This window comes from Serratia sp. ID 25-353, assembly GCF_054792795.1.
Genome location: NZ_CM139236.1, coordinates 3,829,656 through 3,854,392, shown reverse-complemented (window position 1 = coordinate 3,854,392; position 24,737 = coordinate 3,829,656). Strand labels below are relative to the sequence as shown.

Here is a 24,737-nt window from a genome sequence, read left to right as displayed (position 1 = left end):
AGGCGGTGAGAAAAGTAAAAGGGTCGGCATTTGCCGGCCCTTTTTTTATCGCGAGAAGCGCTTACAGGCCCCCGGCGTCGCGCTTGGTGTTCGGTGCCGGTGTAGACGGCGGCGTACGGCCGTTGTTGGTCAGCCGCGACAGCGTCTCGGTGCGCACCTGGAACGGCGGGTACGGCAGCGTGATGCCGTGCTCGCGGTAGCCCGCCAGGATCAGCTGGTGGATCTCGTGGCGCAGCGGCATGCGGTGGCCCATCTCGGCGGCGTAAATACGCATCTCGAAGATCTGGATGCCCTGTTGCAGATCGACCAGGTAAACCTCCGGCGCCGGGTTATCCAGCACCAGCGAGCAGCGCTCGGCGGCGTTCATCAGGATCTTGGTCACCTCTTCGCTGTTGGCTTCGCCCGGCGCCGGCACGGTCAGCACCACACGGGTCAGATTATCCGACAGCGACCAGTTGACGAACTGCTCGGTGATGAAGGCTTTGTTCGGCACGATGATCTCTTTGCGGTCCCAGTCTGAAATGGTGGTGGCGCGGGTGTTGATCTTGGTGACGGTGCCGGTCAGGTTGCGGATCGTCACGGTGTCGCCGATGCGGATCGGTTTCTCGAACAGGATGATCAGGCCGGAGATGAAGTTGGAGAAGATCTCCTGCATGCCGAAGCCCAACCCCAGACTGAGCGCGGTAACCACCCATTGCAGTTTCGACCATTCGATGCCGATCCAGGCGAAGCTGAGCACCGCGCCGAACACCAGCAGCAGGTACTTGGTGATGGTGGTGATGGCGTAGCCGGTGCCCGGCGTCAGATCCAGGTGCTGCAGCACAGCCAGCTCCAGCAGCGCCGGCAGGTTGCGCACCAGCTGCATGGTGATGATCAACACCAGAATGGCGATCAGAACCGCACCGAGGGTGATCGGATGGGCGGTTTCCACGCCGTTCACCGTCGAGGTCACGTCCCACAGCGAGATGTTTTCCAGGAAGGCGAACGCGGAGTGGATCTCCGACCACAGCACGATCACCGACACCAGCGCGATCAGCGTCAGGATCGAACGTACCAGCCGCAGCGACTGGGCGCTGATGGTGTCCAGATCGAAGTCCGAATCGTCCGGATCGATGGCTCCTTCGGTGCTGTTCGGGGTGTGCGAGGTTTCGTCTTCGCCGCGGGCGCGCTGGGCCAGAATGTCGGCGCGGCGCTGTTTGGCGCGATCGAAGGCGATGCGCCGCCGTTGGATCAACATCCAGCGGCGGATGATGTGGTAGATGACCAGCAGCAGGAACCAGATCGCCACCGAGGTTTCCAGGCGCGCCAACAGCGCCTGCGCGGTGGTGAGGTAACCGACGGTCGAGGCCAGCGCCGCCAGCAGCGGCGCCGACAGCAGTAGCCCCCAGAAGGCGCTGTTGAGCATGTTGTCGCCGGAGCCGTTTTTATCCAGATACAGCGGGATGCCGGCGCGCTTCAGGCTATGGGTGACCAGCGCCAGCGCCAGACACAGCAGGATGAAGCACAGCCGTCCCAGCGTGTTGGCGAACTCGCGTTCTTTCAGGCTATCGAAGGTGATCAGCGCCATGATCAGCGGCACGATCAGCCAGATCGACATCTTGTAGTAGCGCATGGCGCGCGAAACCTGCTTCGCCGGCCAGCGGAAGTGCACGATGAACAGCCCCTGCGGGTGGGCAAAGGCGGCGCAGATCATGCAGAGCCACAGGATCGGCAGCGTGGCGGTCACCCCTTTGCCGATCGCTTCCGCCACCGGGTAGTTCCAGGCGCTCTGCAGGCCGTAACCGAGCGCGGCCCACAGCACCGGCAGCGGCATTGCCACCAGAATCGACCAGAACACGGTGCGCACCGTCAGGAAGAATTCGTCCTGCGTCACCTTGCCGACGCGGCTGCTGGCGCGCTCGAGGAAAGCGTGATAGTGCTTGCGCGAACTGATGCTGAAAATCACCAGCAGCAGGGCGCCGAAGATCGGGATCAGCGTTTCGCGGCTGGTCACCATCATCATGAAGGCGCCGCCGAGCTGCGACAGCGTGTCCAGCGACAGGACGCGCGTCAGATCGTGCGCTACGTTGAGCGGATAAGAAAAGTTGATCGGATTGACGTCCGGCACCCAGAACAGATAGCGGTGGGTGGCGTCGCGAATTTCGTTCAACGCTTCGATCAGCTGGGTGTTGGCCACCTTCAGCTTGGTCAGCTCGAGGATTTGGGTGTCGCAACCGGACAGCAGCGAGTTCAGCAGCTCGCGCTGGGTGCGCAATTGGGCATCGACGATGCGCTGCTCCTGGTTGGTCAGCGCGCTGCCGTCATCACGTTTGAATTCGCGCTGCGACAGTTTTTCCAGCTGATTTTCAAACTGCAGGCGCTGCACGCGCAGCTGGGCCATGTCGCCGTCCAGCTGTTGCGGTTTGGGCATTTCCGGCAGCGTCGCCACCTGGGCGCGCAGGGTTTCCCCCAAAGCCGACGATGAGCCGAGCCACTGGGCCTGTTCGATGATGGTGCTCAGCGCCTGACGCACCTGCAGCGTCTGCGCTGCCGCCTGCCGCTGCTGCGACGAAATCAGATCCATGCGCTGAGCCTGGCTGTTCAACGCGGCGGACAGTTCGCGGTTGATCTGCAGCTGTTGGCTGATGCTTTTTGGCAAATCGCCGTTCTGCTCGGCCAACTGCTCGGTTTTTTCCAGCGCCAGTTCCGCTTCGCGTTGGCGTTGGGCATTGAGGTTGTTGCGCAGCGCCTGCAGCTGAATGTCTATTTTCTCGTGGCGCTTTTTATAGACCTCGGCGCGCATACGCGCCAACTCCTGACGGTTGTTGGCCGACAGCTGCGCCAGCTCCAGCTCGTCCACTTTGGCTTTGCGCGCTGCGGCTTCGGTCTGCAGCAGGGCCAGGGCGGCCTGCGCGTATGGCGTGGTCGGGTTGGCGGGCTGCGCCTGCAGACGGCGCTGCACTTCCGTCAGCGCACGGCGGGCGTCGGTCTGCTGCTGCGGCAGCTGGCCGAGCGAATCGCTGATTTCCCGCGTGCGATCCTGCTCTTGCTGCAGCAGGCGCGCCTGTTCCAGCAGCAGGCTGCTGGTTTGCAGGATCTGCTGTTCCAGCTCGGCGGCCGGCAGATCGTCGCCGTTCGGCAGGATCTTGTTGCTTTCTAGCACCAGCTGACGGCGCAGTTCCTGCGTCATCTTCGGGAAATCGTCGATCACTCTCTGATACTGCTCGGAGCGAGTCTGCGACTCTTTACGCTCCGTCAGCCAGTTGAGGGCGCTTTGCAGCGCCTCGGTGGTCTCCGCCTGATTCGGCGCGTTTTTGCTGCTTTCCGCCTGCTTCAGCTCCTGTTTGAGCTGGTTCTCGGTCGGCACGGGGGCGGCCAGCGCCGGTTGCCACAGCAGGCAACCGAGCAAAAGCGTGATGATCAGGCGCACGGCGTCGATTCCTTTAGATCGGGGTCTGTGGTGTTTCAGCGGCGGCCGGGATTTCGGCGAAGGCCTCACCCATGCGGGTGACGCTGCCGTTATGCAACTGCGGCGCGAACTGCACGCTACCTGCGGTAAACAGGTTGATCACCGTGGAGCCGAGTTTGAAACGGCCCATCTCGGCGCCTTTTTCCAGCGCGATGGCGCCTTCTTCACCGGTGGCCGGGTAGGTCCAGCGTTTGATGATGCCTTCGCGCGGCGGCGTAACGGTGCCGGCCCAGACGGTCTCGATGCTGCCGACGATGGTGGCGCCGACCAGGATTTGCACCATCGGCCCGATGTCGGTGTCGAACACGCAGATCACGCGCTCATTGCGCGCGAACAGGTTAGGCACGTTGGCGGCGGTGAGCGGGTTGACCGAGAACAGATCGCCCGGCACATAGATCATTTCGCGCAGCACGCCGGCGCACGGCATGTGCACGCGGTGGTAGTCGCGTGGCGCCAGATAGGTGGTGGCGAACAGGCCGTTGCGGAACGGCTCGGCCAGCAGGTAGTTGCCGGCCAGCAGCGCCTCCAGGCTGTAATGGTGGCCTTTGGCCTGGAAGATTTGGTCCTCGCGGATCGGGCCGAGCTGGCTGATGGCGCCATCGGCGGGCAGCGCCAGCCAGTTGGCGTCGGCGACGATCGGGCGCGCGCCGTCGCGCAGCGGGCGCACGAAGAAGTCGTTGAAGGTGGCGTAAGACGCCAGGTCCGGATTTTTCGCTTCCTGCATATCGACGCGGTAGAAGCGGGCGAAGGCCTTGACCACCAGTTGGGTCAGCCAGCCGGCCCGTTTGTCGGCGCCCCAGCCCGCCAGGCGGGTCAGCGCCAGCTTCGGCAGCCAATATTGCAATTTAATCTTAATGCTATCCAGCACGTTAACCTCGTGAATCAGGGTAAAGGGCGCGCATTGTAACGAGGGCTCCGCCGTCGTCAATGCCCGCCCGTCAGTGTCAGTCTGCGGCGTCCGTGAAGTTCTTGCGAACCTTCACCTGCGCCATGCTTTCCAGAATGCGGTGATAGTTGTCGAAACGCTCTTCCGCGATATCGCCTTTCTCCATCGCCGCGCGGATGGCGCAGCCGGGATCGGTATCGTGGCGGCAGTCGCGGAATTTGCAACCGCCTAAATAATCACGGAATTCGACAAAGCCGCGGGTGATTTGTTCCGGCTCCAGATGCCACAGGCCAAACTCGCGTACCCCTGGGGAGTCGATCACGTCGCCGCCGTGCTGGAAATGGTACAGCCGCGCGGCGGTGGTGGTATGTTGCCCGAGGCCCGAGACGTCGGAAACCTGATTTACCAGAATTTGCTCATCAGACGGCGGCAGCAGCGCGTTAAGCAGGCTGGACTTGCCGACCCCCGACTGGCCGGCGAAGATGCTGATGCGCCCGGCCAGCGCCTGTTCGAACTCCGCCATGCCTTCCCGCGTTTGGCTGGAGACTTCCAGCACCCGGTAGCCAATCTTGCGATAGATATCCATCATGCCGTCGACCAGCTTGCGCGCTTCGGCGTCCAGCAGGTCAATTTTGTTGAGCACGATCAGCGGCTCGACTTCGAGCGTTTCGCAGGCCACCAGATAACGGTCGATGATGTTCAGCGACAGCTCGGGCAGGATCGCCGACACGATGACGATCTGATTGATATTGGCGGCGATTGGCTTCACGCCGTCGTAGAAGTCCGGGCGCGTCAGCACCGAGGTGCGCTCGTGCACCGCTTCCACGATGCCTTTTACCCCTTCATGGGTGCCCAGGCCGGGGCGCCACACCACGCGATCGCCGGTCACCAGCGAACGCAGCGTGCGGCGGATGTTGCAGCGGTGCTGAGTGCCATCCGGCGCCTCAACGTCGGCGTGCATGCCGAAACGGCTGATGACGACGCCTTCCTGCGGCTCGCCCAGTTGGGAATCATCCGGTTCCGGTTTGTTATCAGTGCGCTTCAGGCGACGCTGATGGTTCGCCTGCACGCGGCGTTGCTGACCTTTGGACAGTTTGTTCTTACTCACTGCGCCTCACTTGACTCGGTTTTATACCTTTACATGTACGGCGGCGGTAGGGGATTTCCCCGGCCGCAGCCTTGAACCCATAGGGGTATATGTCGCCCAGGGCGACCAAAAAGACTATGATACACGCTATTTTATATTAAATAACCGTTGTTAGCCGCCGGCTGCGGCGCGTCGCCACCGGCGGCGCCCGTCGTCTCGTCCGCACAGCGTTTTTCTCTCGGCTTTTAGGCAGGAAACATCATGACAGGAAACGAAAATAACCTGATTTGGATCGATTTGGAGATGACCGGGCTGGATCCCGAGCGTGACCGCATTATCGAGATCGCCACGCTGGTCACCGACGCTAACCTGAACATCCTGGCGGAAGGGCCGGTGATCGCCGTGCACCAGTCCGACGAGCAGCTGGCCTTGATGGACGAGTGGAACGTGCGCACCCATACCGGCAGCGGGCTGGTGGAGCGGGTGAAAGCCAGCCGCCAGGACGATCGCGCCGCCGAGCTGGAAACGATAGCCTTCCTGCAACAGTGGGTGCCGGCCGGCAAATCACCGATCTGCGGCAACAGCGTGGGCCAGGACCGCCGTTTCCTGTTCCGCTATATGCCGGAGCTGGAGGCCTACTTCCATTACCGCTACCTGGACGTCAGCACGCTGAAGGAGCTGGCGCGCCGCTGGAAGCCGGAAATTCTCACCGGTTTTAAGAAGCAGGGCACCCATCAGGCGCTGGACGACATCCGCGAATCGGTGGCCGAGCTGGCTTATTACCGCGAACATTTCATTCAGCTTTAAGGCGATGGCGGCCCCTGCGGGGAAAAAACGCCGTTTTTAGCCGCTTAATTCGCCAATCTGGTGCTTTAATCGGCAATCAAACAAAAATCGCGTTTTTTTGCTTTCAGGGGCTTGCGACAAAAAGGATTTCTCGTATAATGCGCACCCCGTACCGATGAAGAATTTCGTAACGTTCCACCATCGATACGCCGGGCGGGAATAGCTCAGTTGGTAGAGCACGACCTTGCCAAGGTCGGGGTCGCGAGTTCGAGTCTCGTTTCCCGCTCCAAATTCAACAATGTCGCGATGCGGCATGATGAATAAAAAAGCAGTATCAAGCAGTACCTATGCGACGCGGGAATAGCTCAGTTGGTAGAGCGCAACCTTGCCAAGGTTGAGGTCGCGAGTTCGAGCCTCGTTTCCCGCTCCAAAAATTCAAAGGTCACGCCAGTGTTTGGTGGCCGGATGCCAAAAGCATCTCAATGCGGGAATAGCTCAGTTGGTAGAGCACGACCTTGCCAAGGTCGGGGTCGCGAGTTCGAGTCTCGTTTCCCGCTCCAATTTTCTCTTCGTTTCAAACTCAAATCCAACGCCTTATCCGGTGCGGGTTTTTGTCCCTTTTACACGCCTCGTAAAAATGTTGTGAACAGAGTTATCCACAGCCTCTGTACATAGACTCGCCTGCCTGAAAAATCAACGTCATACAAATTAAATATTTATCTCTCTGATTTATAAGTTTATTTATTTATCCCAAAACGTTATGCCGATCACTTGCTCTTTTTGTTGCAGTTGAAAGACAACGTGTTTTTATTTTTATGCACAAATCCACAGAGTGAGACATCCGGTGAGATGGCCGCGCGGCGCACGCCGTCAGGCGTCCCTCGGCAAACCTTTTTCCACAGCCCGTATCAGCCGTTTTTTCTGCGCCGTCTGCACCTCGACGCCCTGCGCTTCGCGGCGGGCGAGCTGTTGCGTCAGCGCCCAGTGGATATGTTCGTCCAGCATGGCGTCCTGGCCCAGGCGCGTGCGCAGTGCGAGCACGACGCTGTCCCCGTAGGGCGCATTGCCCAGCGCCACGGCGATATTGCGCAGCCAGCGCAGGTGGCCGATGCGGCGTATCGCCGAGCCTTCGGTGATGCGCAGGAACTTTTCTTCCGTCCAGTTGAACAGATCGATCAGCTGCGGCGCATGCAGCGTGGCGCGCGGGCTGAAATCGTCTTCGTCGGTGAGCTGTGAAAAGCGGTTCCACGGGCAAATCAGCTGGCAGTCGTCGCAGCCATAGATACGGTTGCCGAGCAGCGGGCGGAACTCCTCCGGGATCGCGCCTTCCAGCTCGATGGTCAGGTAGGAGATACAGCGTCGGGCGTCGACGGTATAGGGGGCGACGATGGCGCCGGTCGGACAGGTGGTGATACAGGCGACGCAGCGGCCACACTGCTCTTCCTGCGGCTTATCCACCGGCAGCGGCAGGTCGATCAGCAGCTCGCCGAGGAAAAACCACGACCCGGCTTCGCGGTTGAGAATTAGTGAGTGTTTACCAACCCAGCCGATGCCCGCCTTGGCGGCTAGCGCGCGCTCCATCACCGGCGCGGAATCGACAAAGGGGCGGAAATTCAACTCGCCGCAGTAGGCCTGGATCTGATCGCCCAGCTTTTTCAGGCGCTGGCGCAACAGTTTGTGATAGTCGCGCCCCAGCGCGTAGCGGCTGACGTAACCCAGCTGCGGATTTTGCAAGGTGCTGGCAAACGCCGCCTTGGCCGGCAGGTAATTCATGCGTACGCTGATCACCCGCAGCGTGCCCGGCAACAGTTCGTGAGGACGCGCGCGCAGCATGCCGTGGCGCGCCATCCATTCCATTTCGCCGTGGTACTGCTTGTCGAGCCAGGCCTGCAGTTTCGGCTCTTCGAGGCTCAGGTCGGTATCGCAGATGCCAACCTGTTGGAATCCTAGCGATTGCCCCCATTGCTTGATATGTTGGGCGAGTTGATGGAGATCGAGGGGGTGCGTCATGACGGGCCACAGTGAAAAAGCATACGCTGACAGTTTACCACACTCTGTCTGGCCTGCGGATTGGATCCGGCGCTCGGAACCCGCGGCGGCGGCCTCGCTCGGTATTTCTCTTTACGATTTGATGCAGCGCGCCGGTCAGGCGGCCTACGCATTGGCGCGCAACGCGTACCCCTCCCGCGACCACTGGCTGGTGCTGTGCGGCCACGGCAACAACGGCGGCGACGGCTATGTGGTGGCGCGCCTGGCGAAGGCGGCGGGCCTGCAGGTGACGTTGATCGCCTGCGAAGGCGCACGGCCTTTGCCGCCGGAAGCCGCAGCGGCCCGCCAGGCCTGGTTGGCCGCCGGCGGTGATATTCTGCCTGCAAACAGCCGCTGGCCGGCGTCCGTCTCTCTCATCATCGACGGCCTGTTAGGCACTGGCCTGGGCAGCGCGCCGCGTGCGCCTTACGACGCGCTGATAGAGGCCGCCAACCGCCATGCGGCGCCGGTGGTAGCACTCGATATCCCGTCCGGCCTGCTGGCGGAAAGTGGCGCGGCGCCGGGCGCGGTCGTGCGTGCCGCGCACACCGTCACGTTCATCGGCCTCAAACCGGGGTTGCTGACCGGCCAGGCGCGCGACTGGGTCGGGCAACTTCATCAGAATGCGCTAGGCTTATCGGGTTGGTTGGCGAAGCAACCGGAGCAGATTCAGCGGCTTACCGCCGAGGTATTGCCGCGCTGGCTGCATCCGCGTCGTCCCTGCGCCCATAAGGGCGAGCATGGCCGCCTGCTGTTGGTGGGTGGCGACCGCGGATTCGGCGGCGCCATTCGCATGGCGGCGGAGGCGGCGCTACGCAGCGGGGCGGGATTGGTGCGAGTGCTTACTCACATGGATCACGTCGCACCGCTGCTGGCAGCCCGGCCGGAGCTGATGGCGCAGGCGCTGGACGAGGCGACGCTGCGGCAGGCGATGCAATGGGCGGATGTGCTGGTGATTGGCCCGGGACTGGGCCAGGCTGAATGGGGCAAAAACGCCTTGAACGTGCTGCAAACCAGCGATAAACCGGCCTTGTGGGACGCCGATGCGCTGAACTTGCTGGCATTAAATCCCGAGAAACGGCAGAATCGCGTGATGACTCCGCATCCTGGAGAGGCGGCGCGGCTGTTGAGCTGCAGCACTGCCGACATCGAGAGTGATCGCTTACTTGCCGTGCGTAAGCTGACGGCGCGCTACGGCGGCGTGGCGGTGCTGAAAGGCGCCGGTACGCTGATCGCCGATGAGCAGGGGCAGATGGCGATTGCCGACGTCGGCAACGCCGGCATGGCCTCCGGCGGCATGGGCGATGTGCTGTCGGGCATCATCGGCGGTTTGCTGGCGCAAAAGCTCTCGCTGTATGATGCCGCCTGTGCGGGCTGCGTCGTACATGGCGCGGCCGGCGATCGCGTAGCGGAAAGACAAGGAACAAGAGGCATGTTGGCGACCGATTTACTGCCGGACATCCTTCATTTCGTTAACCCTGAGTGGGCAAAATAGACTTTATCGAATGAAAGAACTCGTTTTACCTCTACCAGACGAGGCAGCGACTGTCGCTTTGGGCACCACTTTGGCCAAGGCCTGCGATCGTGCCAGCGTCATCTATCTCTACGGCGACCTGGGCGCCGGTAAAACCACCTTCAGCCGTGGTTTCCTGCAGGCGTTAGGGCATCAGGGCAACGTCAAAAGTCCGACCTATACGCTGGTGGAGCCCTATGCCTTGCAGCCGCTGGCGGTGTATCACTTCGATCTGTATCGCTTGGCCGATCCGGAAGAGCTTGAATTCATGGGCATTCGCGATTACTTCGCGCAAGACGCCATCTGCCTGGTCGAATGGCCGCAGCAGGGCACCGGCGTGCTGCCGGAGCCGGATCTGGCGCTGCATCTTTGCTATCAGGGCGAGGGGCGAGAGGCGAAGATCGAGGCGATTTCTGCTTATGGCAGCCAGCTGTTAGACCGCATTCATGGATCACAGGGATGATGCTGCAATGACGCACGTGTTGAAAAAATTTGCGGTCATCATGCTGATCGCCGTGCTGGGGCCGCTCGGCGCGCTGAACGCGCTGGCGGCGTCCTCGCTGTCCGATATCAAAGTGTCGAACGCCCAACGCGAAGCGACGGTGTCGGTGAGCTTCAATGGCCCGCCGGACTACGCGTTTTTCCCGTTGCACGGCCCGGAACGCGTGGTGCTGGACGTTAACCAGAAGGGCAAGGTCGGCGGCCTGCCGCTCAATTTCAGCGGGCAAAACCTGGTGAAAAGCATTCGCTCCAGCGCGCCGAAAGACGCTCAGAGCGTGCGCCTGGTGTTTGATCTGACCCAGCGCGCCAAAACCCGCGTCGCCACCCGCCAGAACGGCGGGGTGCATACCGTGGTGTTCACCATTACGGCCGAAGGCAGTGCCAATACGGTGGTGCGCAAGGCGCCGGTGCAAACGCCTGCGCCGGTTGCGGTCAACCCACCGCCGCGTCAGGCGCCGGTCGTGGTGCGTGAAGCGCCGGAGCCGCCGCTGCGCAAAACGCCGGCGGGATCGAATCCCTTTACCCATAAACAGACCGTGGTTGCAGGCACCGCCACAGAGGTCACGCCGCGCAGCAGCCGCGTTTCCGCCGGTTCCGGCGATCGGGTGGTGGTGGCGATCGACGCCGGCCACGGCGGCCAGGATCCGGGCGCCATTGGCCCGAGCGGGCTGAAAGAAAAGAATGTCACCATCGCCATCGCGCGTCGCCTGCAGGCGATGCTGGACGCCGATCCGCAGTTCAAACCGGTGCTGACGCGTACCGGTGACTATTTCATCTCGGTGATGGGGCGCTCCGACGTTGCGCGTAAACAGGGCGCCAACGTGCTGGTCTCCATCCATGCCGACGCCGCGCCAAACCGCAGCGCCAGCGGTGCCTCCGTCTGGGTGCTGTCTAATCGCCGCGCCAACAGCGAAATGGCCGGCTGGCTTGAACAGCATGAGAAGCAATCCGAACTGCTCGGCGGTGCCGGCGATCTGCTGGCCAACAGCCAGGCCGATCCTTATCTGAGCCAGGCGGTGCTGGATCTGCAGTTCGGCCACTCGCAGCGCGTCGGGTACGATGTGGCGGTGAAAGTGCTGCAGCAGTTGCAGAGCGTCGGATCGTTGCATAAACGCCGGCCGGAACACGCCAGCCTGGGTGTACTGCGTTCGCCGGATATTCCATCGCTGCTGGTGGAAACAGGATTTATCAGTAATAGCACGGAGGAGCGGCTGCTGGGCAGTAGCGCGTATCAGGAGAAGATTGCCAAGGCCATCCATAACGGCCTGCGCAGCTATTTCCTGGCGCATCCGCTGCAAGCCGACCCAAAGGTGGAAAACCGACCGCTGGACGTCGCAGCGGCGGTTAACACCTCAACACCAGACGTGCGCCAGCCTGAGCCTATCGTCAGCTCGGCCGGCGCGAGCCGCAGCGTAAGCGGCAAGACCCAGATCCACGTGGTGAAGCGGGCGGAAACGCTGTCCGGCATCGCCGACAGCTACGGCACGACCATGGCGGCGCTGCGGGATCTGAACAAACTGAAGAAAGACGGCGTGTGGGTGGGGCAACGCCTGAAGGTGCCGGCGGGGAAAGCCGCCGCCGTCACCACCGTCGCCAAGGTGAAAACGCCGGCCAAGAAGCCGTCTAAACATAAAGTGGCCCGCGGGGATACGCTCTCCTCCATCGCTTCTCGCTACGGGGTCAGCGTCGGCGATCTGAAACGGGTCAATAATCTGAAGTCGGACGTCGCGCCGCTGGATCGGACGCTGACCATTCCGCAGGCCTAGCGCCATCGCTACAGGAGTCAGCATGCCTATCCAGGTGTTACCGCCACAGCTTGCCAACCAGATCGCCGCCGGAGAGGTGGTTGAACGCCCCGCGTCGGTCGTCAAGGAGCTGGTGGAAAACAGCCTGGACGCCGGGGCGACGCGCATCGATATCGATATTGAACGCGGCGGCGCCAAGCTGATCCGCATTCGCGACAACGGCTGCGGCATCGGCAAGGACGATCTGGCGCTGGCGCTGGCGCGGCACGCTACCAGTAAAATCAGCACGCTCGACGATCTGGAAGCGATCGTCAGCCTCGGTTTTCGCGGCGAAGCGCTGGCCAGTATCAGCTCGGTTTCCCGTTTGACCCTGACGTCACGCACCGCCGAGCAGAGTGAAGCGTGGCAAGCCTATGCCGAAGGGCGCGAGCAGGCGGTCACCGTCAAACCCGCCGCGCACCCGGTCGGCAGCACGCTGGAAGTGCTGGATCTGTTTTACAACACGCCGGCGCGCCGCAAGTTCATGCGCACCGAGAAAACCGAATTCGGCCATATCGATGAAGTGGTGCGGCGCATCGCGCTGGCGCGTTTCGATGTGGCGATCAATCTCAGCCACAACGGCAAACTGATCCGCCAATACCGGGCGGCGAAAGAAGAAAGCCAGCACGAGCGCCGTTTGGGCAGTATCTGCGGCCCGGCGTTTTTGCAGCATGCGCTGAACATCGACTGGCAGCACGGCGATCTGAGCATCCGCGGTTGGGTAGCGGATCCGGCCGGGGCGCGCCAACTGGGTGAAATGCAATACTGCTACGTCAACTGCCGCATGATGCGCGATCGCTTGATCAATCACGCTATTCGTCAGGCCTATCAGGATCAGCTGAAGGACGATCAGCAGCCCGCTTACGTGCTGTATCTGGAGGTCGACCCGCACCAGGTGGACGTCAACGTTCATCCCGCCAAGCACGAGGTGCGTTTCCATCAGGCGCGGCTGGTGCACGATTTTATCTACCAGGCGGTAACCACCGTGCTGCAGCAGGCCGGTCAGACGCCGCCGCTGCCGCTGGCGGAAACGCCTGACGAAGCGCCCGCGCCGGTCTGGCAGCAGGAAAACCGCGTCGCCGCCGGCGGCAACCATTTTTCTCAGCCTGCGCCGCGTCGCGAAACGCCGCCACCGGCCGGCACCGCTCGCGAGCGTGCACCGCAGCCGGGTTGGCAAACGACCGGCGGTTACCAGAAACGCGAAGGCGAGCTGTACGGTAAACTGATGCAGCCCGTCGCCGAGCCGCAGGCCGATGCGGCGCCGGAAGTCTCAAGCAAGCCGCCGTTGTTCCCGCCGGCGAAAGCCGCAGCGGAAATGCCGTTGGCGGGCGGCTCGCACAGTTTTGGCCGGGTGCTGATGATTCATCCGCCGTGCTACGCGTTGATTGAACAGCGCCAGCAGCCGGCGTTGCTCAATTTGACGGTGGCCGAGCGCTGGCTGCGCCAGGCGCAGCTCAACCCGCCGACGGAAGGGCTGCGGCCGCAGCCGCTGCTGATCCCAGTCAAGCTGACGTTGGAAAAGAGCGAAGCGGCGGCCATTGCACGGCATCAGGCGCTGCTGACGATGATGGGGCTGGATCTGCAGGCGGATCACGGCCGTGTGACGCTGCGCGCAGTGCCTTTACCATTACGCCAACAAAATTTACAAAAACTGATACCCGAACTGTTAGGCTATCTGGCCGAACATCAGGAGATGTCGCCCGCGGTGCTGGCCACCTGGCTCGCTCGCCGTCTTGGCAGCGAGCATGAACAGTGGAACACCTCGCAAGCGATACAATTGCTGACCGACGTTGAACGACTTTGCCCGCAGCTGGTCAAATCGCCACCGAGCGGACTTTTACAACCCGTTGATTTACAGGTCGCACTGGCGGCCCTCAAGCATGACTAACACTGAAATGACACCACGTCCCCCGGCTATTTTCATCATGGGGCCGACCGCCTCGGGCAAGACCGCGCTGGCGATCGCGCTGCGCGAACGCCTGCCGGTGGAACTGATCAGCGTCGATTCCGCGCTGATCTACCGCGGCATGGATATCGGCACCGCCAAGCCGAGCGCCGAAGAATTGGCGCAGGCGCCGCATCGGCTGCTCGATATCCGCGATCCCGCCGAAGCTTACTCGGCCGCGGAGTTCCGCGCCGACGCGCTGAAGGAGATGGCCGACATCACCGCCGCCGGGCGCATTCCGCTGCTGGTTGGCGGCACCATGTTGTATTTCAAGGCGTTGCTGGAAGGATTGTCGCCGCTGCCGTCCGCCGATCCCGCGGTGCGCGAGCGCATCGAACGGCAAGCGGCGGAGCAGGGCTGGGAGGCGTTGCACCGCCAGTTACAGGCGATCGATCCGGTCGCGGCAGTGAGAATTCATCCGAATGATCCGCAGAGACTGTCCAGAGCACTGGAAGTTTTTTTTATTTCGGGTAAAACTTTAACGGAACTGACTAAAATTTCGGGTGAATCGTTACCGTATCAAGTTCACCAATTTGCGATAGCGCCGACCAGCCGTGAGTTGATCCATCAACGCATCGAGCTGCGGTACCATCAAATGTTGGCGGCGGGTTTTGAGACGGAAGCGCGTGCACTTTTCGCACGGGGTGATTTGCATACGGACTTGCCCTCCATTCGCTGTGTCGGTTACCGCCAGATGTGGTCATACTTGTCTGGTGAAATTAGTTACGATGAGATGGTTTATCGTGGTATTTGCGCAACACGTCAGTTGGCTAAACGCCAGATGACCTGGTTACGGGGTTGGGAGTCGGTCCATTGGTTGGACAGTGAAAAGCCGGGAGAGGCTTTGGACTCGGTGACACAGGTTGTTAGTGCATAGGTTGGGTGATTGTGTACAATTGCTGAGTATTCAGCGCGCAAATTTTTTACGTCGTTTATTTTAGAGCCGACAGGTTCTTAGTTACAAACAACAAGCAAATAAGGAAAAGATAGAATGGCTAAGGGGCAATCTTTGCAAGATCCGTTCCTGAACGCATTGCGTCGTGAACGTGTTCCGGTTTCTATTTATTTGGTGAATGGTATTAAGCTGCAAGGCCAGATTGAGTCTTTTGACCAGTTTGTCATCCTGTTGAAGAACACGGTGAGCCAGATGGTGTACAAGCACGCTATCTCTACCGTTGTCCCGTCACGCCCGGTTTCGCATCACAGCAACAACCCGAGCGGCGGTTCAAGCAACTATCACCATGGCAACAATCCGTCTGCGCAGCAACAGCCGCAGCAGGAAAGCGATGACGCTGAATAAAGCGCGTTGCAAGTCAACCATGACGGGGAGCATAAGCAGCCGCGGGCTGTTTATGTCCCCCAAACTCACGGTGAGTGTCCGTTTGAGAGGTTGCACGCTTGTTTGACCGTTATGAAGCCGGTGAGCAGGCCGTACTGGTTCATATCTATTTCTCGCAAGACAAAGATACGGAAGACCTCAACGAGTTCGAGTCGTTGGTTTCCTCAGCCGGTGTCGAAGCTTTGCAAGTGGTGACTGGTAGCCGCAAAGCCCCGCATCCGAAGTACTTTGTCGGCGAAGGAAAGGCCGAAGAAATTGCAGATGCGGTGAAAGCCAGCGGCGCGTCTGTTGTCCTGTTTGATCATTCCCTTTCCCCGGCGCAGGAAAGAAACCTCGAGCGCCTGTGCGAATGCCGGGTGATCGATCGCACCGGGCTGATTTTAGACATCTTCGCCCAGCGTGCCCGCACCCATGAAGGTAAGCTGCAGGTGGAGCTGGCGCAGTTGCGTCACATTGCCACGCGTCTGGTACGCGGCTGGACGCACCTGGAGCGGCAAAAAGGGGGGATTGGCCTGCGCGGGCCGGGGGAAACCCAGCTTGAGACCGACCGTCGCCTGTTGCGCGATCGCATCAGCTTGATTCTGCGCCGCCTGGAGCGGGTAGAAAAGCAGCGTGAACAAGGCCGACGTGCGCGGACCCGCGCCGATGTGCCGACCGTATCGCTGGTGGGCTACACCAACGCCGGCAAATCCACCCTGTTTAACCGAATAACGTCTGCCGAGGTGTATGCGGCGGACCAGCTATTTGCCACCCTGGATCCTACGTTGCGGCGCATCGACGTGCCGGACGTAGGAGATACCGTGTTGGCGGATACCGTAGGCTTTATCCGGCACCTGCCGCACGATCTGGTGGCCGCCTTCAAGGCAACGCTGCAGGAAACGCGCCAGGCATCTCTGCTGCTGCACGTCATCGATGCCGCAGATCCGCGCGTCGATGAGAACATCGAAGCGGTGAACACCGTGCTGGCGGAGATAGACTCGGATGAAATCCCTACACTGTTAGTGATGAACAAAATAGATATGCTGGACGATTTTGTGCCGCGTATCGACCGCAACGACGAAAACCTGCCGATCCGGGTGTGGCTGTCCGCCGCCAGCGGAGAGGGAATTCCGTTGCTGTATCAGGCGTTGACGGAGCGCTTATCGGGGGAGATCGCGCATTACGAATTGCGCTTACCGCCACGGGCAGGCCGTCTTCGCAGCCGTTTTTACCAGCTTCAGGCGATTGAAAAAGAGTGGAACGAAGAAGACGGCAGCATTGGCGTGGTGGTGCGAATGCCGATCGTCGAATGGCGTCGTCTCTGCAAGCAAGAACAGGACCTGATTGACTTTATCGTATGATCATATCCTGTTACATTTATGCTTCGCGAAAGCCTGAAGTACCCAATCACAGAATATGGAGCTAAAACATGGCGTGGAATCAGCCCGGTAATAACGGACAGGACCGCGACCCGTGGGGGAGCAGCAATAACAATGGCGGCAACTCTGGCGGTAACAACAAAGGCGGTCGTGATCAAGGGCCACCTGATTTGGACGATATCTTCCGCAAACTGAGCAAGAAATTGAGCGGTTTCGGCGGGGGCAAAGGCTCCAACAGCAATAGCGGCGGCACCGGCACCTCTGGTCCGGGCTTCAGCGGCCGCATTATCGGTATCGCGGCGGTGGCCGTGGTGGTGATCTGGGCCGCCAGCGGCTTCTACACCATCAAGGAAGCCGAGCGCGGCGTCGTGACGCGTTTCGGCAAGTTCAGCCACCTGGTGCAGCCGGGCCTGAACTGGAAGCCGACCTTCATCGACGACGTGCGTCCGGTGAACGTGGAATCCGTGCGCGAGCTGGCGGCGTCCGGCGTGATGCTGACCTCCGATGAAAACGTGGTGCGCGTGGAAATGAACGTGCAATACCGCGTGACCAACCCGGAAGCGTACCTGTTCAGCGTCGTCAATGCCGACGACAGCCTGAGCCAGGCGACCGACAGCGCCCTGCGCGGCGTGATCGGCAAATACTCGATGGACCGCATCCTGACCGAAGGCCGTACCGTGGTGCGTAACGATACGCAGCGCATGCTGGAAGAGACCATCCGTCCTTACAACATGGGCATCACGCTGCTGGACGTCAACTTCCAGGCGGCGCGTCCGCCGGAAGAGGTGAAGGCGTCGTTCGACGATGCGATTGCCGCGCGTGAGAACGAGCAGCAATACATCCGTGAAGCGGAAGCTTACGCCAACGAAGTTCAGCCGCGTGCGAACGGCCAGGCGCAGCGTCTGCTGGAAGACTCCAAGGCTTATAAGGACCGTACCGTCCTGGAAGCTCAGGGTGAGGTGGCGCGCTTTGCCAAGCTGTTGCCGGAATACAAGTCCGCACCGCAGATCACCCGCGAGCGTCTGTATATCGAAACCATGGAAAAAGTGCTGGGCCATACCCGTAAGGTGTTGGTGAGCGACAAAGGCAACAACCTGATGGTGCTGCCGCTGGATCAGATGCTGCGCGGTCAAGGCGCGGCGCCGGAGAGCGGCAACAAGGATACCAGCCTGATTCGCCTCAATCCGAATCCTGCGCCGGCTGCCAACAGCAGCGCCCCGCGCACCAGCGGCGGTTCGATTATGGATCAGCGCCGGGCGAATGCGCAGCGTGACGACACCACTCGCGTAGGGAGAGAGTAATCAATGCGTAAGTCTTTTGTAGTTATTGTCCTCGCGGTGCTGGTGGTGCTGTACGCTTCGCTGTTCGTGGTGCAGGAAGGCCAGCGCGGCATCGTGCTGCGCTTCGGCAAGGTTCTGCGCGACGGCGAAAACAAGCCGCTGGTGTATGCGCCGGGTCTGCACCTCAAGATCCCGTTCATCGAGACCGTGAAGAACCTGGATGCGCGCATCCAGACCATGGACAACCAGGCCGATCGCTTCGTGACCAGCGAGAAGAAAGACCTGATCGTTGACTCCTATCTGAAGTGGCGCATCAGCGACTTCAGCCGTTACTATCTGGCGACCGGCGGTGGCGACGTCTCCCAGGCCGAAGTGCTGCTGAAACGCAAGTTCAGCGACCGTCTGCGTTCTGAAATCGGCCGCCTGGACGTGAAAGACATCGTGACCGACTCGCGCGGCAAGCTGATGTCCGATGTGCGTGATGCGCTGAACACCGGCACCGTGGGTGACGGCGAAGAAGTGGCGACCACCGAAGCCGATGACGCTATCGCCTCTGCGGCGGCGCGCGTTGAACGGGAAACTACCGGCAAACAGCCGCAGGTTAACCCGAACAGCATGGCGGCGCTGGGCATCGAAGTGATCGACGTGCGTATCAAGCAGATCAACCTGCCAGCGGAAGTGTCCGACGCCATCTACCAGCGTATGCGCGCCGAGCGTGAAGCGGTAGCCCGTCGTCTGCGCTCGCAGGGCCAGGAAGAAGCCGAGAAGCTGCGCGCCAGCGCGGACTACGAAGTGACCCGTACCCTGGCGGAAGCCGAGCGTCAGGCGCGTATCACCCGCGGTGAAGGCGATGCCGAAGCGGCCAAGCTGTTCGCCAACGCGTTCAGCCAGGATCCGGACTTCTATGCCTTTATCCGTAGCCTGCGTGCCTATGAAGCCAGCTTCAAGGACAACCAGGACGTGCTGGTACTGAGCCCGGACAGCGATTTCTTCCGCTACATGAAGTCGCCTGATACCCTGCGCAAATAAGCGCGGCAGGCAATCTGATCGAGGGCCCGTTTACGCGGGCCCTTTCTCGTTTTTGGGGGATGCATGAACTCAACGATTTGGCTGGCGCTCGGGCTGGTTCTGGTGTTGGAAGGATTGGGGCCGATGCTGTTTCCGCAGGCCTGGCGCAAAATGATCGTGGCGATGTCGCAGCTGCCGGACGCGACGCTGCGGCGATTTGGCGGTGGAATAGTGGTTGCGGGCTGCGTGATCTACTACATGTTGAGCGGCCGCACGGGTCTTTAAAGTCTAGCCCAAAATTTATGCAATCGTATGCTAAAAGTGCTGAAAATCGAAAATTACGGTGGTAGAATCCATTTTTAAGCAATCGGTGATTTTGAAAAATGGGTAAGAACGTCGTCGTACTGGGCACCCAATGGGGTGACGAAGGTAAAGGCAAGGTTGTAGACCTGCTGACTGAACGGGCTCAATATGTTGTGCGCTACCAAGGTGGCCATAACGCTGGCCACACTCTGGTAATCAACGGTGAAAAAACCGTCCTTCATTTAATTCCTTCAGGCATTCTGCGTGAAAACGTCACCAGCATCATCGGCAACGGTGTTGTTCTGGCGCCGGACGCGTTGATGAAAGAAATGGGTGAACTCGAAGCGCGTGGCATCCCGGTACGCGAACGTCTGTTACTCTCTGAAGCTTGCCCGCTGATCCTGCCTTACCACGTCGCGTTGGACAACGCGCGTGAGAAAGCGCGCGGCGCGAAAGCGATCGGCACCACCGGTCGCGGCATCGGCCCGGCTTACGAAGATAAAGTGGCTCGTCGCGGCCTGCGCGTCAGCGACCTGTTCAACAAAGAAACCTTCGCCGTTAAGCTCAAAGAGATCGTCGATTACCACAACTTCCAGCTGGTCAACTACTATAAAGTTGAAGCCGTCGATTATCAGGCGACGCTGGACTACGTGCTGTCTATCGCCGACATCCTGACCGCCATGGTGGTTGACGTTTCTGAACTGCTGGACGGCGCGCGCAAGCGTGGCGATCTGATCATGTTCGAAGGCGCTCAGGGCACCCTGCTGGATATCGACCACGGTACTTACCCGTACGTCACCTCTTCCAACACCACTGCCGGCGGCGTGGCTACCGGTTCCGGCATCGGCCCGCGTTATGTGGACTACGTGCTGGGCATCGTGAAAGCCTACTCCACTCGCGTGGGTGCAGGCCCGTTCCCAACCGAACTGTTCGATGAAACCGGCGAGTACCTGTGCAAGCAGGGTAACGAGTTCGGCGCCACCACCGGCCGTCGTCGTCGTACCGGCTGGCTGGACGCGGTAGCGGTGCGTCGCGCCGTGCAGATCAACTCCCTGTCCGGCTTCTGCCTGACCAAACTGGACGTCCTGGACGGCCTGAAAGAAGTGAAGATCTGCGTGGGCTACCGCATGCCGGACGGCCGTGAAGTGGATACCACTCCGCTGGCGGCTGAAGGCTGGGAAGGCATCGAGCCTATCTACGAAACCATGCCAGGCTGGAGCGAAACCACCTTTGGCGTGAAAGAGCACAGCAAGCTGCCTCAGGCTGCGCTGAACTACATCAAGCGCATCGAAGAAGTGACCGGTGTACCGGTAGACATTATCTCTACCGGCCCGGATCGCAGCGAAACCATGATCCTGCGCGACCCGTTCGACGCATAATCAGGCTTTGCGGCATTAAACAAACCGGGCGCGTCCCGGTTTGTTTTTATCCTGACTCCCTCCGATTGCGGTTTCACGTCAAAAAATCCTTTCATAAACCCGCCTTAGGGCGCGGGATTCGCTAAATAATTAGCGACGAACTCTCCGGCTGGTTTATTATCCAATGAGTAATCTTTTGAATAGCGCCGAAAAGCGGCGTATCAGACGGGTAAAGTGATACCCAGAGGTAAGATGTGCAGTTAACAAGTTTTACTGATTATGGTCTGCGGGCGTTGATCTACATGGCCTCGTTGCCGCAGGACAAGATGACCAGCATCTCGGAAGTGACCGAGGTTTATGGCGTGTCTCGCAACCATATGGTGAAGATCATCAATCAGTTGAGCCGGGTAGGTTTTGTCACGGCGGTGCGCGGCAAGCATGGCGGCATTCGATTGGGCAAACCGGCCGAGAGCATCCGCCTCGGTGACGTGGTGCGGGCGCTGGAGCCGCTTGCGCTGGTTAACTGCAGCAGTGATTTTTGCCACATCACCCCTGCCTGCCGATTGAAGCAGGTGCTCCACCAGGGCGTACAGAATTTCCTTGAAGAGCTGGATAAGCATACGTTGGCCGACATGGTCGAAGACAATCCGCCGCTCTACAAGCTATTGCTTGTCGAATAAAACGACGTTGAGAAGACAAGGCTCAACGTCATCCTGCTGATGACAACGGAGGAACCGCAATGTCACAAGATCCATTCCTGGAACGAGAAGCAGAAAAATACGAATCCCCTATCCCCAGTCGTGAATATATCCTGGCCCATTTGGCGAAACGAGAAACGCCGGCCAGCCGCGAAGAGCTGGGCAACGAACTGGGCCTCAGCGGTGAAGAGCAGCTGGAAGCGCTGCGCCGCCGCCTGCGCGCCATGGAGCGCGATGGCCAGTTAGTGTTTACCCGCCGCCAGTGCTACGCGCTGCCGGAACGTCTGGATCTGCTGCGCGGCACGGTGATCGGCCACCGCGACGGCTACGGCTTCCTGCGCGTTGAAGGCAGCAAAGACGATCTGTACCTGTCTGCCGAACAGATGAAAATGGCGATCCACGGTGACGTGGTGCTGGCGCAGGCCTTGGGCGCGGATCGCAAAGGGCGCCGCGAAGCGCGCATCGTGCGCGTGCTGGTGCCGAAAACCAGCCAGATTGTCGGCCGCTTCTTCATGGATGCCGGTACCGGCTTCGTGGTGCCGGACGACAGCCGTCTGAGCTTCGATATTCTGATCCCGGCAGACAGCGTCAGCGGCGCGCGCATGGGCTTTATGGTGGTGGTGGAGCTGACTCAGCGTCCGACCCGCCGTACCAAGGCGGTCGGCAAGATCGTCGAGATCCTCGGCGACAAGATGGGCACCAGCATGGCGGTGGACATCGCGCTGCGCACCCATGAGATCCCGCATACCTGGCCGCCGCAGGTGGAAAAGCAGGTGGCCGATCTCAGCGAACAGGTGCCGGAAGCGGCCAAGAAGGGCCGCGTCGATCTGCGCAAGCTGCCGTTGGTCACCATCGACGGTGAAGACGCGCGCGACTTCGATGACGCCGTGTACTGCGAGAAAAAACGCGGCGGCGGCTGGCGTCTGTGGGTTGCGATCGCCGACGTCAGTTACTACGTGCGCCCGCGCACCGCGCTGGACGATGAAGCGCGCAGCCGCGGCAACTCGGTGTACTTCCCGTCGCAGGTGATCCCGATGCTGCCGGAAGTGCTGTCCAACGGGCTGTGCTCCCTGAACCCGCAGGTCGATCGCCTGTGCATGGTGTGCGAGATGACCATCTCCGCTCAGGGGCGCCTGTCCACGGCCAAGTTCTACGAGGCGGTGATGAGTTCTCACGCCCGCCTGACCTACAACAAGGTGTGGCACATTCTGCAGGGCGATCAGGAGCTGCGCGAGCATTACCATCCGCTGGTCAAGCACTTGGAAGAGCTGCATGCGATGTACAAGGTGCTGGATAAGGCGCGCGCCGAGCGCGGCGGCATCGCATTTGAAACCGAAGAAGCCAAATTCATCTTTAACGCCGAACGCCGCATCGAGCGCGTGGAGCCGACGGTGCGCAACGACGCCCACAAGCTGATCGAAGAGTGCATGATCATGGCCAACGTGGCGGCCGCGCGCTTCGTCGAGAAACACAACGAGCCGGCACTGTACCGCGTGCACGATCGTCCGAGCGACGACCACATCTCCGCGCTGCGCAGCGTGCTGAGCGAGCTGGGGCTGACGTTGGGCGGCGGCAACAAGCCGCAGCCGAAGGACTATGCGGTGCTGATGGATGAAGTGTCTGAACGCCCTGACCACGAAATGCTGCAAACCATGTTGCTGCGCTCGATGAAGCAGGCGATTTACGATCCGGAAAACCGCGGCCACTTCGGCCTGGCGTTGGCGTCTTACGGCCACTTCACCTCGCCGATCCGCCGTTATCCGGATCTGGCGCTGCACCGCGCGATCAAATACCAACTGGCCAAAGAACACGGCGAGCCGAAAGAGCGCTGGACGCCGACCGGCGGCTGGCACAGCGAATTCGAAGAGATGCTGCAGCTGGGCGAACACTGCTCGATGACCGAGCGCCGCGCGGACGAAGCGACGCGCAACGTCGCTGACTGGCTGAAGTGCGACTTCATGCAGGATCACGTCGGTGAAGTGTTCAGCGGCATCATCTCCAGCGTGACCGGCTTCGGCTTCTTCGTGCGCCTGAACGATCTGTTCATCGACGGGCTGGTGCACGTATCAACGCTGGATAATGATTACTATCGCTACGATAATATCGGCCAGCGCCTGATCGGCGAGTCTTCCGGCACGGTCTATCGCCTGGGAGATACGGTGGAGATCCGCGTGGACGCGGTGCATATGGACGAGCGCAAGATCGATTTCGCGCTGGTATCCAGCACCCGCAAAGCGCGCGGTGAAGGCAAAACCGAGCGCGATCGCGCCAAGAAGGGCGGCCAGCGTACGCTGCGCGACAACGGCAGCGCGGGGCGCGGCAAGCGTCGCGGCGGCAAACCGCCGGCCAACTTCGAGCCGGACAGCGCCTTCCGCAAGCAGGATGACGCCAAGCCCGCGGACAACGTGAAGAAGGCGAAGAAGAAAGCCAAGAAAGCGTCCGACAAAACGCGGAAAATCGCGGCGGCGACCAAAGCCAAACGCGCAGCCAAGAAGAAAGGTGCCGAGCAGGCCTAACCTGCCGCACATCGTTATCATCGGCCGGTTATCGCCGGCCGCACGAATTTAAAAGAGCATCATGAGCGAAATTATTTACGGCATCCACGCCGTCAAAGCCCTGTTAGAGCGCGACCCGCAACGCTTCCTGGAAGTGTTTATTCTGAAAGGCCGCGAAGATCGCCGTCTGCAACCGCTGATCGCCGAGCTGGAAGCGACCGGCATCGTGATCCAGGTGGCGAACCGCCAGTGGCTGGATGACAAGGTGGAAGGCGCGGTGCACCAGGGGATCGTCGCCCGGGTGCGCGAAGGGCGCCAGTATCAGGAGAACGACCTGCCGGGCCTGCTGGAAAGCGTGGAGACCCCGTTCCTGCTGGTGCTGGACGGCGTGACCGACCCACACAACCTCGGTGCCTGCCTGCGCAGCGCCGACGCTGCCGGCGTACACGCGGTGATCGTGCCGCGCGACCGCTCCGCCCAGCTGAACGCCACCGCCAAGAAAGTGGCCTGCGGCGCCGCCGAAAACGTGCCGTTGATCCGCGTGACCAACCTGGCGCGCACGCTGCGTCTGTTGCAGGAAATGAATGTCTGGGTGGTGGGCACCGCCGGCGAAGCCGACCATACGCTGTATCAAAGCAAAATGACCGGCCCGATGGCGCTGGTGATGGGCGCGGAAGGCGAAGGCATGCGCCGTCTGACCCGTGAACACTGCGACGAGCTGATCAGCATTCCGATGGCCGGGACCGTCTCTTCGCTGAACGTGTCGGTCGCTACCGGCATCTGCCTGTTCGAAGCGGTGCGTCAGCGCGGCTGATTCTCCTGACGGGGGCCTGCGCCCCCGTTAATTCCCCCTCTTGTGATCCCGCCTTCGGCAGAAATCTCTGCGCCGACCATACTTACTCCTGACGCTTTTCTCAGGG

Annotated in this window: 19 protein-coding genes and 3 tRNA genes; 18 read left to right on the top strand and 4 right to left on the bottom strand. The window is 60.8% G+C overall.

The genetic code is table 11. The annotated features are described in order from the left end of the window. Window positions 1-61 precede the first annotated feature (61 nt). From mscM to rsgA, 3 genes are all read right to left on the bottom strand, one after another. The gene (gene mscM / locus ACYF6X_RS18620; RefSeq protein ID WP_130017346.1) at window positions 62-3,409 is read right to left on the bottom strand and encodes a miniconductance mechanosensitive channel MscM; all 3,348 of its coding nucleotides are present in this window, start codon (window positions 3,407-3,409) and stop codon (window positions 62-64) included. A 13-nt stretch (window positions 3,410-3,422) separates the two neighbouring features. After that, on the bottom strand, window positions 3,423-4,316 hold the full coding sequence (asd, locus tag ACYF6X_RS18615) for an archaetidylserine decarboxylase (protein WP_130017347.1): 894 nt from the start codon (window positions 4,314-4,316) through the stop codon (window positions 3,423-3,425). 76 nt (window positions 4,317-4,392) lie between these two features. Further along, on the bottom strand, window positions 4,393-5,442 hold the full coding sequence (rsgA, locus tag ACYF6X_RS18610; RefSeq protein ID WP_038879228.1) for a small ribosomal subunit biogenesis GTPase RsgA: 1,050 nt from the start codon (window positions 5,440-5,442) through the stop codon (window positions 4,393-4,395). A gap of 240 nt (window positions 5,443-5,682) precedes the next feature. Between rsgA and orn the strand changes: the two genes are divergently transcribed. The 4 genes from orn (at window position 5,683) to ACYF6X_RS18590 (ending at window position 6,767) form a co-directional block, all read left to right on the top strand. Further along, complete coding sequence (gene orn / locus ACYF6X_RS18605) at window positions 5,683-6,228, top strand: oligoribonuclease (RefSeq protein ID WP_130017348.1); 546 nt, start codon at window positions 5,683-5,685, stop codon at window positions 6,226-6,228. Window positions 6,229-6,420: 192 nt separating this feature from the next. After that, window positions 6,421-6,496: transfer RNA gene (locus ACYF6X_RS18600), tRNA-Gly, on the top strand. Between the two features lie 65 nt (window positions 6,497-6,561). Next, window positions 6,562-6,637: transfer RNA gene (locus tag ACYF6X_RS18595), tRNA-Gly, on the top strand. A 54-nt stretch (window positions 6,638-6,691) separates the two neighbouring features. Beyond that, window positions 6,692-6,767: transfer RNA gene (locus ACYF6X_RS18590), tRNA-Gly, on the top strand. A gap of 310 nt (window positions 6,768-7,077) precedes the next feature. Here the strand turns inward: ACYF6X_RS18590 and queG are convergent. Then, window positions 7,078-8,217 carry a tRNA epoxyqueuosine(34) reductase QueG gene (gene queG / locus ACYF6X_RS18585; protein WP_130017349.1) on the bottom strand — a complete coding sequence of 380 codons (1,140 nt, stop codon included), beginning with the start codon at window positions 8,215-8,217 and terminating at the stop codon, window positions 7,078-7,080. On the opposite strand from queG, the gene nnr reads away from it, so the two are divergent. The 14 genes from nnr to rlmB all read left to right on the top strand — a co-directional run bounded on the left by nnr (window position 8,216) and on the right by rlmB (window position 24,631). Next, window positions 8,216-9,730, top strand: a complete 1,515-nt coding sequence (gene nnr, locus ACYF6X_RS18580) for a bifunctional ADP-dependent NAD(P)H-hydrate dehydratase/NAD(P)H-hydrate epimerase (protein WP_130017350.1) — start codon at window positions 8,216-8,218, stop codon at window positions 9,728-9,730. The genes queG and nnr overlap by 2 nt on opposite strands. Before the next feature lie 10 nt (window positions 9,731-9,740). Further along, window positions 9,741-10,211, top strand: coding sequence for a tRNA (adenosine(37)-N6)-threonylcarbamoyltransferase complex ATPase subunit type 1 TsaE (tsaE, locus tag ACYF6X_RS18575; RefSeq protein WP_130017351.1), 471 nt, complete (start codon window positions 9,741-9,743; stop codon window positions 10,209-10,211). A 7-nt stretch (window positions 10,212-10,218) separates the two neighbouring features. Continuing rightward, on the top strand, window positions 10,219-12,015 hold the full coding sequence (gene amiB, locus ACYF6X_RS18570; protein ID WP_107226629.1) for an N-acetylmuramoyl-L-alanine amidase AmiB: 1,797 nt from the start codon (window positions 10,219-10,221) through the stop codon (window positions 12,013-12,015). A 22-nt stretch (window positions 12,016-12,037) separates the two neighbouring features. Further along, complete coding sequence (mutL, locus tag ACYF6X_RS18565; protein ID WP_130017352.1) at window positions 12,038-13,921, top strand: DNA mismatch repair endonuclease MutL; 1,884 nt, start codon at window positions 12,038-12,040, stop codon at window positions 13,919-13,921. Next, window positions 13,914-14,855 (top strand): tRNA (adenosine(37)-N6)-dimethylallyltransferase MiaA, encoded by a 942-nt coding sequence (miaA, locus tag ACYF6X_RS18560; RefSeq protein WP_130017353.1) that lies wholly within the window; start codon window positions 13,914-13,916, stop codon window positions 14,853-14,855. The genes mutL and miaA overlap by 8 nt, the downstream gene beginning before the upstream one ends. A gap of 114 nt (window positions 14,856-14,969) precedes the next feature. Next, window positions 14,970-15,278 (top strand): RNA chaperone Hfq, encoded by a 309-nt coding sequence (hfq, locus tag ACYF6X_RS18555; protein WP_004933678.1) that lies wholly within the window; start codon window positions 14,970-14,972, stop codon window positions 15,276-15,278. Window positions 15,279-15,376: 98 nt separating this feature from the next. Then, window positions 15,377-16,657 (top strand): ribosome rescue GTPase HflX, encoded by a 1,281-nt coding sequence (hflX, locus tag ACYF6X_RS18550; protein ID WP_004933675.1) that lies wholly within the window; start codon window positions 15,377-15,379, stop codon window positions 16,655-16,657. Window positions 16,658-16,725: 68 nt separating this feature from the next. Beyond that, window positions 16,726-17,976: an FtsH protease activity modulator HflK gene (hflK, locus tag ACYF6X_RS18545; RefSeq protein WP_033636782.1), complete on the top strand. Its 1,251-nt coding sequence runs from the start codon at window positions 16,726-16,728 to the stop codon at window positions 17,974-17,976. A 3-nt stretch (window positions 17,977-17,979) separates the two neighbouring features. Next, window positions 17,980-18,984, top strand: coding sequence for a protease modulator HflC (gene hflC, locus ACYF6X_RS18540; RefSeq protein WP_004933669.1), 1,005 nt, complete (start codon window positions 17,980-17,982; stop codon window positions 18,982-18,984). Window positions 18,985-19,047: 63 nt separating this feature from the next. Next, window positions 19,048-19,248 (top strand): DUF2065 domain-containing protein, encoded by a 201-nt coding sequence (locus tag ACYF6X_RS18535; protein WP_004933666.1) that lies wholly within the window; start codon window positions 19,048-19,050, stop codon window positions 19,246-19,248. A gap of 98 nt (window positions 19,249-19,346) precedes the next feature. Continuing rightward, the gene (locus ACYF6X_RS18530) at window positions 19,347-20,645 is read left to right on the top strand and encodes an adenylosuccinate synthase (protein WP_033648701.1); all 1,299 of its coding nucleotides are present in this window, start codon (window positions 19,347-19,349) and stop codon (window positions 20,643-20,645) included. A gap of 233 nt (window positions 20,646-20,878) precedes the next feature. Next, on the top strand, window positions 20,879-21,304 hold the full coding sequence (nsrR, locus tag ACYF6X_RS18525; protein ID WP_033636784.1) for a nitric oxide-sensing transcriptional repressor NsrR: 426 nt from the start codon (window positions 20,879-20,881) through the stop codon (window positions 21,302-21,304). Between the two features lie 59 nt (window positions 21,305-21,363). Further along, window positions 21,364-23,838: a ribonuclease R gene (rnr, locus tag ACYF6X_RS18520; protein WP_063991627.1), complete on the top strand. Its 2,475-nt coding sequence runs from the start codon at window positions 21,364-21,366 to the stop codon at window positions 23,836-23,838. Window positions 23,839-23,899: 61 nt separating this feature from the next. Then, on the top strand, window positions 23,900-24,631 hold the full coding sequence (rlmB, locus tag ACYF6X_RS18515; RefSeq protein WP_063991626.1) for a 23S rRNA (guanosine(2251)-2'-O)-methyltransferase RlmB: 732 nt from the start codon (window positions 23,900-23,902) through the stop codon (window positions 24,629-24,631). The last annotated feature ends 106 nt before the right edge of the window (window positions 24,632-24,737 follow it).

Coding starts and splice junctions, on each gene's coding strand:
- hflC (WP_004933669.1), top strand. CDS start 17,980: ATGCGTAAGTCTTTTGTAGTTATTGTCCTCGCGGTGCTGGTGGTGCTG.
- orn (WP_130017348.1), top strand. CDS start 5,683: ATGACAGGAAACGAAAATAACCTGATTTGGATCGATTTGGAGATGACC.
- ACYF6X_RS18535 (WP_004933666.1), top strand. CDS start 19,048: ATGAACTCAACGATTTGGCTGGCGCTCGGGCTGGTTCTGGTGTTGGAA.
- ACYF6X_RS18530 (WP_033648701.1), top strand. CDS start 19,347: ATGGGTAAGAACGTCGTCGTACTGGGCACCCAATGGGGTGACGAAGGT.
- miaA (WP_130017353.1), top strand. CDS start 13,914: ATGACTAACACTGAAATGACACCACGTCCCCCGGCTATTTTCATCATG.
- tsaE (WP_130017351.1), top strand. CDS start 9,741: ATGAAAGAACTCGTTTTACCTCTACCAGACGAGGCAGCGACTGTCGCT.
- mutL (WP_130017352.1), top strand. CDS start 12,038: ATGCCTATCCAGGTGTTACCGCCACAGCTTGCCAACCAGATCGCCGCC.
- hfq (WP_004933678.1), top strand. CDS start 14,970: ATGGCTAAGGGGCAATCTTTGCAAGATCCGTTCCTGAACGCATTGCGT.
- amiB (WP_107226629.1), top strand. CDS start 10,219: ATGACGCACGTGTTGAAAAAATTTGCGGTCATCATGCTGATCGCCGTG.
- rlmB (WP_063991626.1), top strand. CDS start 23,900: ATGAGCGAAATTATTTACGGCATCCACGCCGTCAAAGCCCTGTTAGAG.
- nnr (WP_130017350.1), top strand. CDS start 8,216: ATGACGGGCCACAGTGAAAAAGCATACGCTGACAGTTTACCACACTCT.
- queG (WP_130017349.1), bottom strand. CDS start 8,217: ATGACGCACCCCCTCGATCTCCATCAACTCGCCCAACATATCAAGCAA.
- hflK (WP_033636782.1), top strand. CDS start 16,726: ATGGCGTGGAATCAGCCCGGTAATAACGGACAGGACCGCGACCCGTGG.
- rnr (WP_063991627.1), top strand. CDS start 21,364: ATGTCACAAGATCCATTCCTGGAACGAGAAGCAGAAAAATACGAATCC.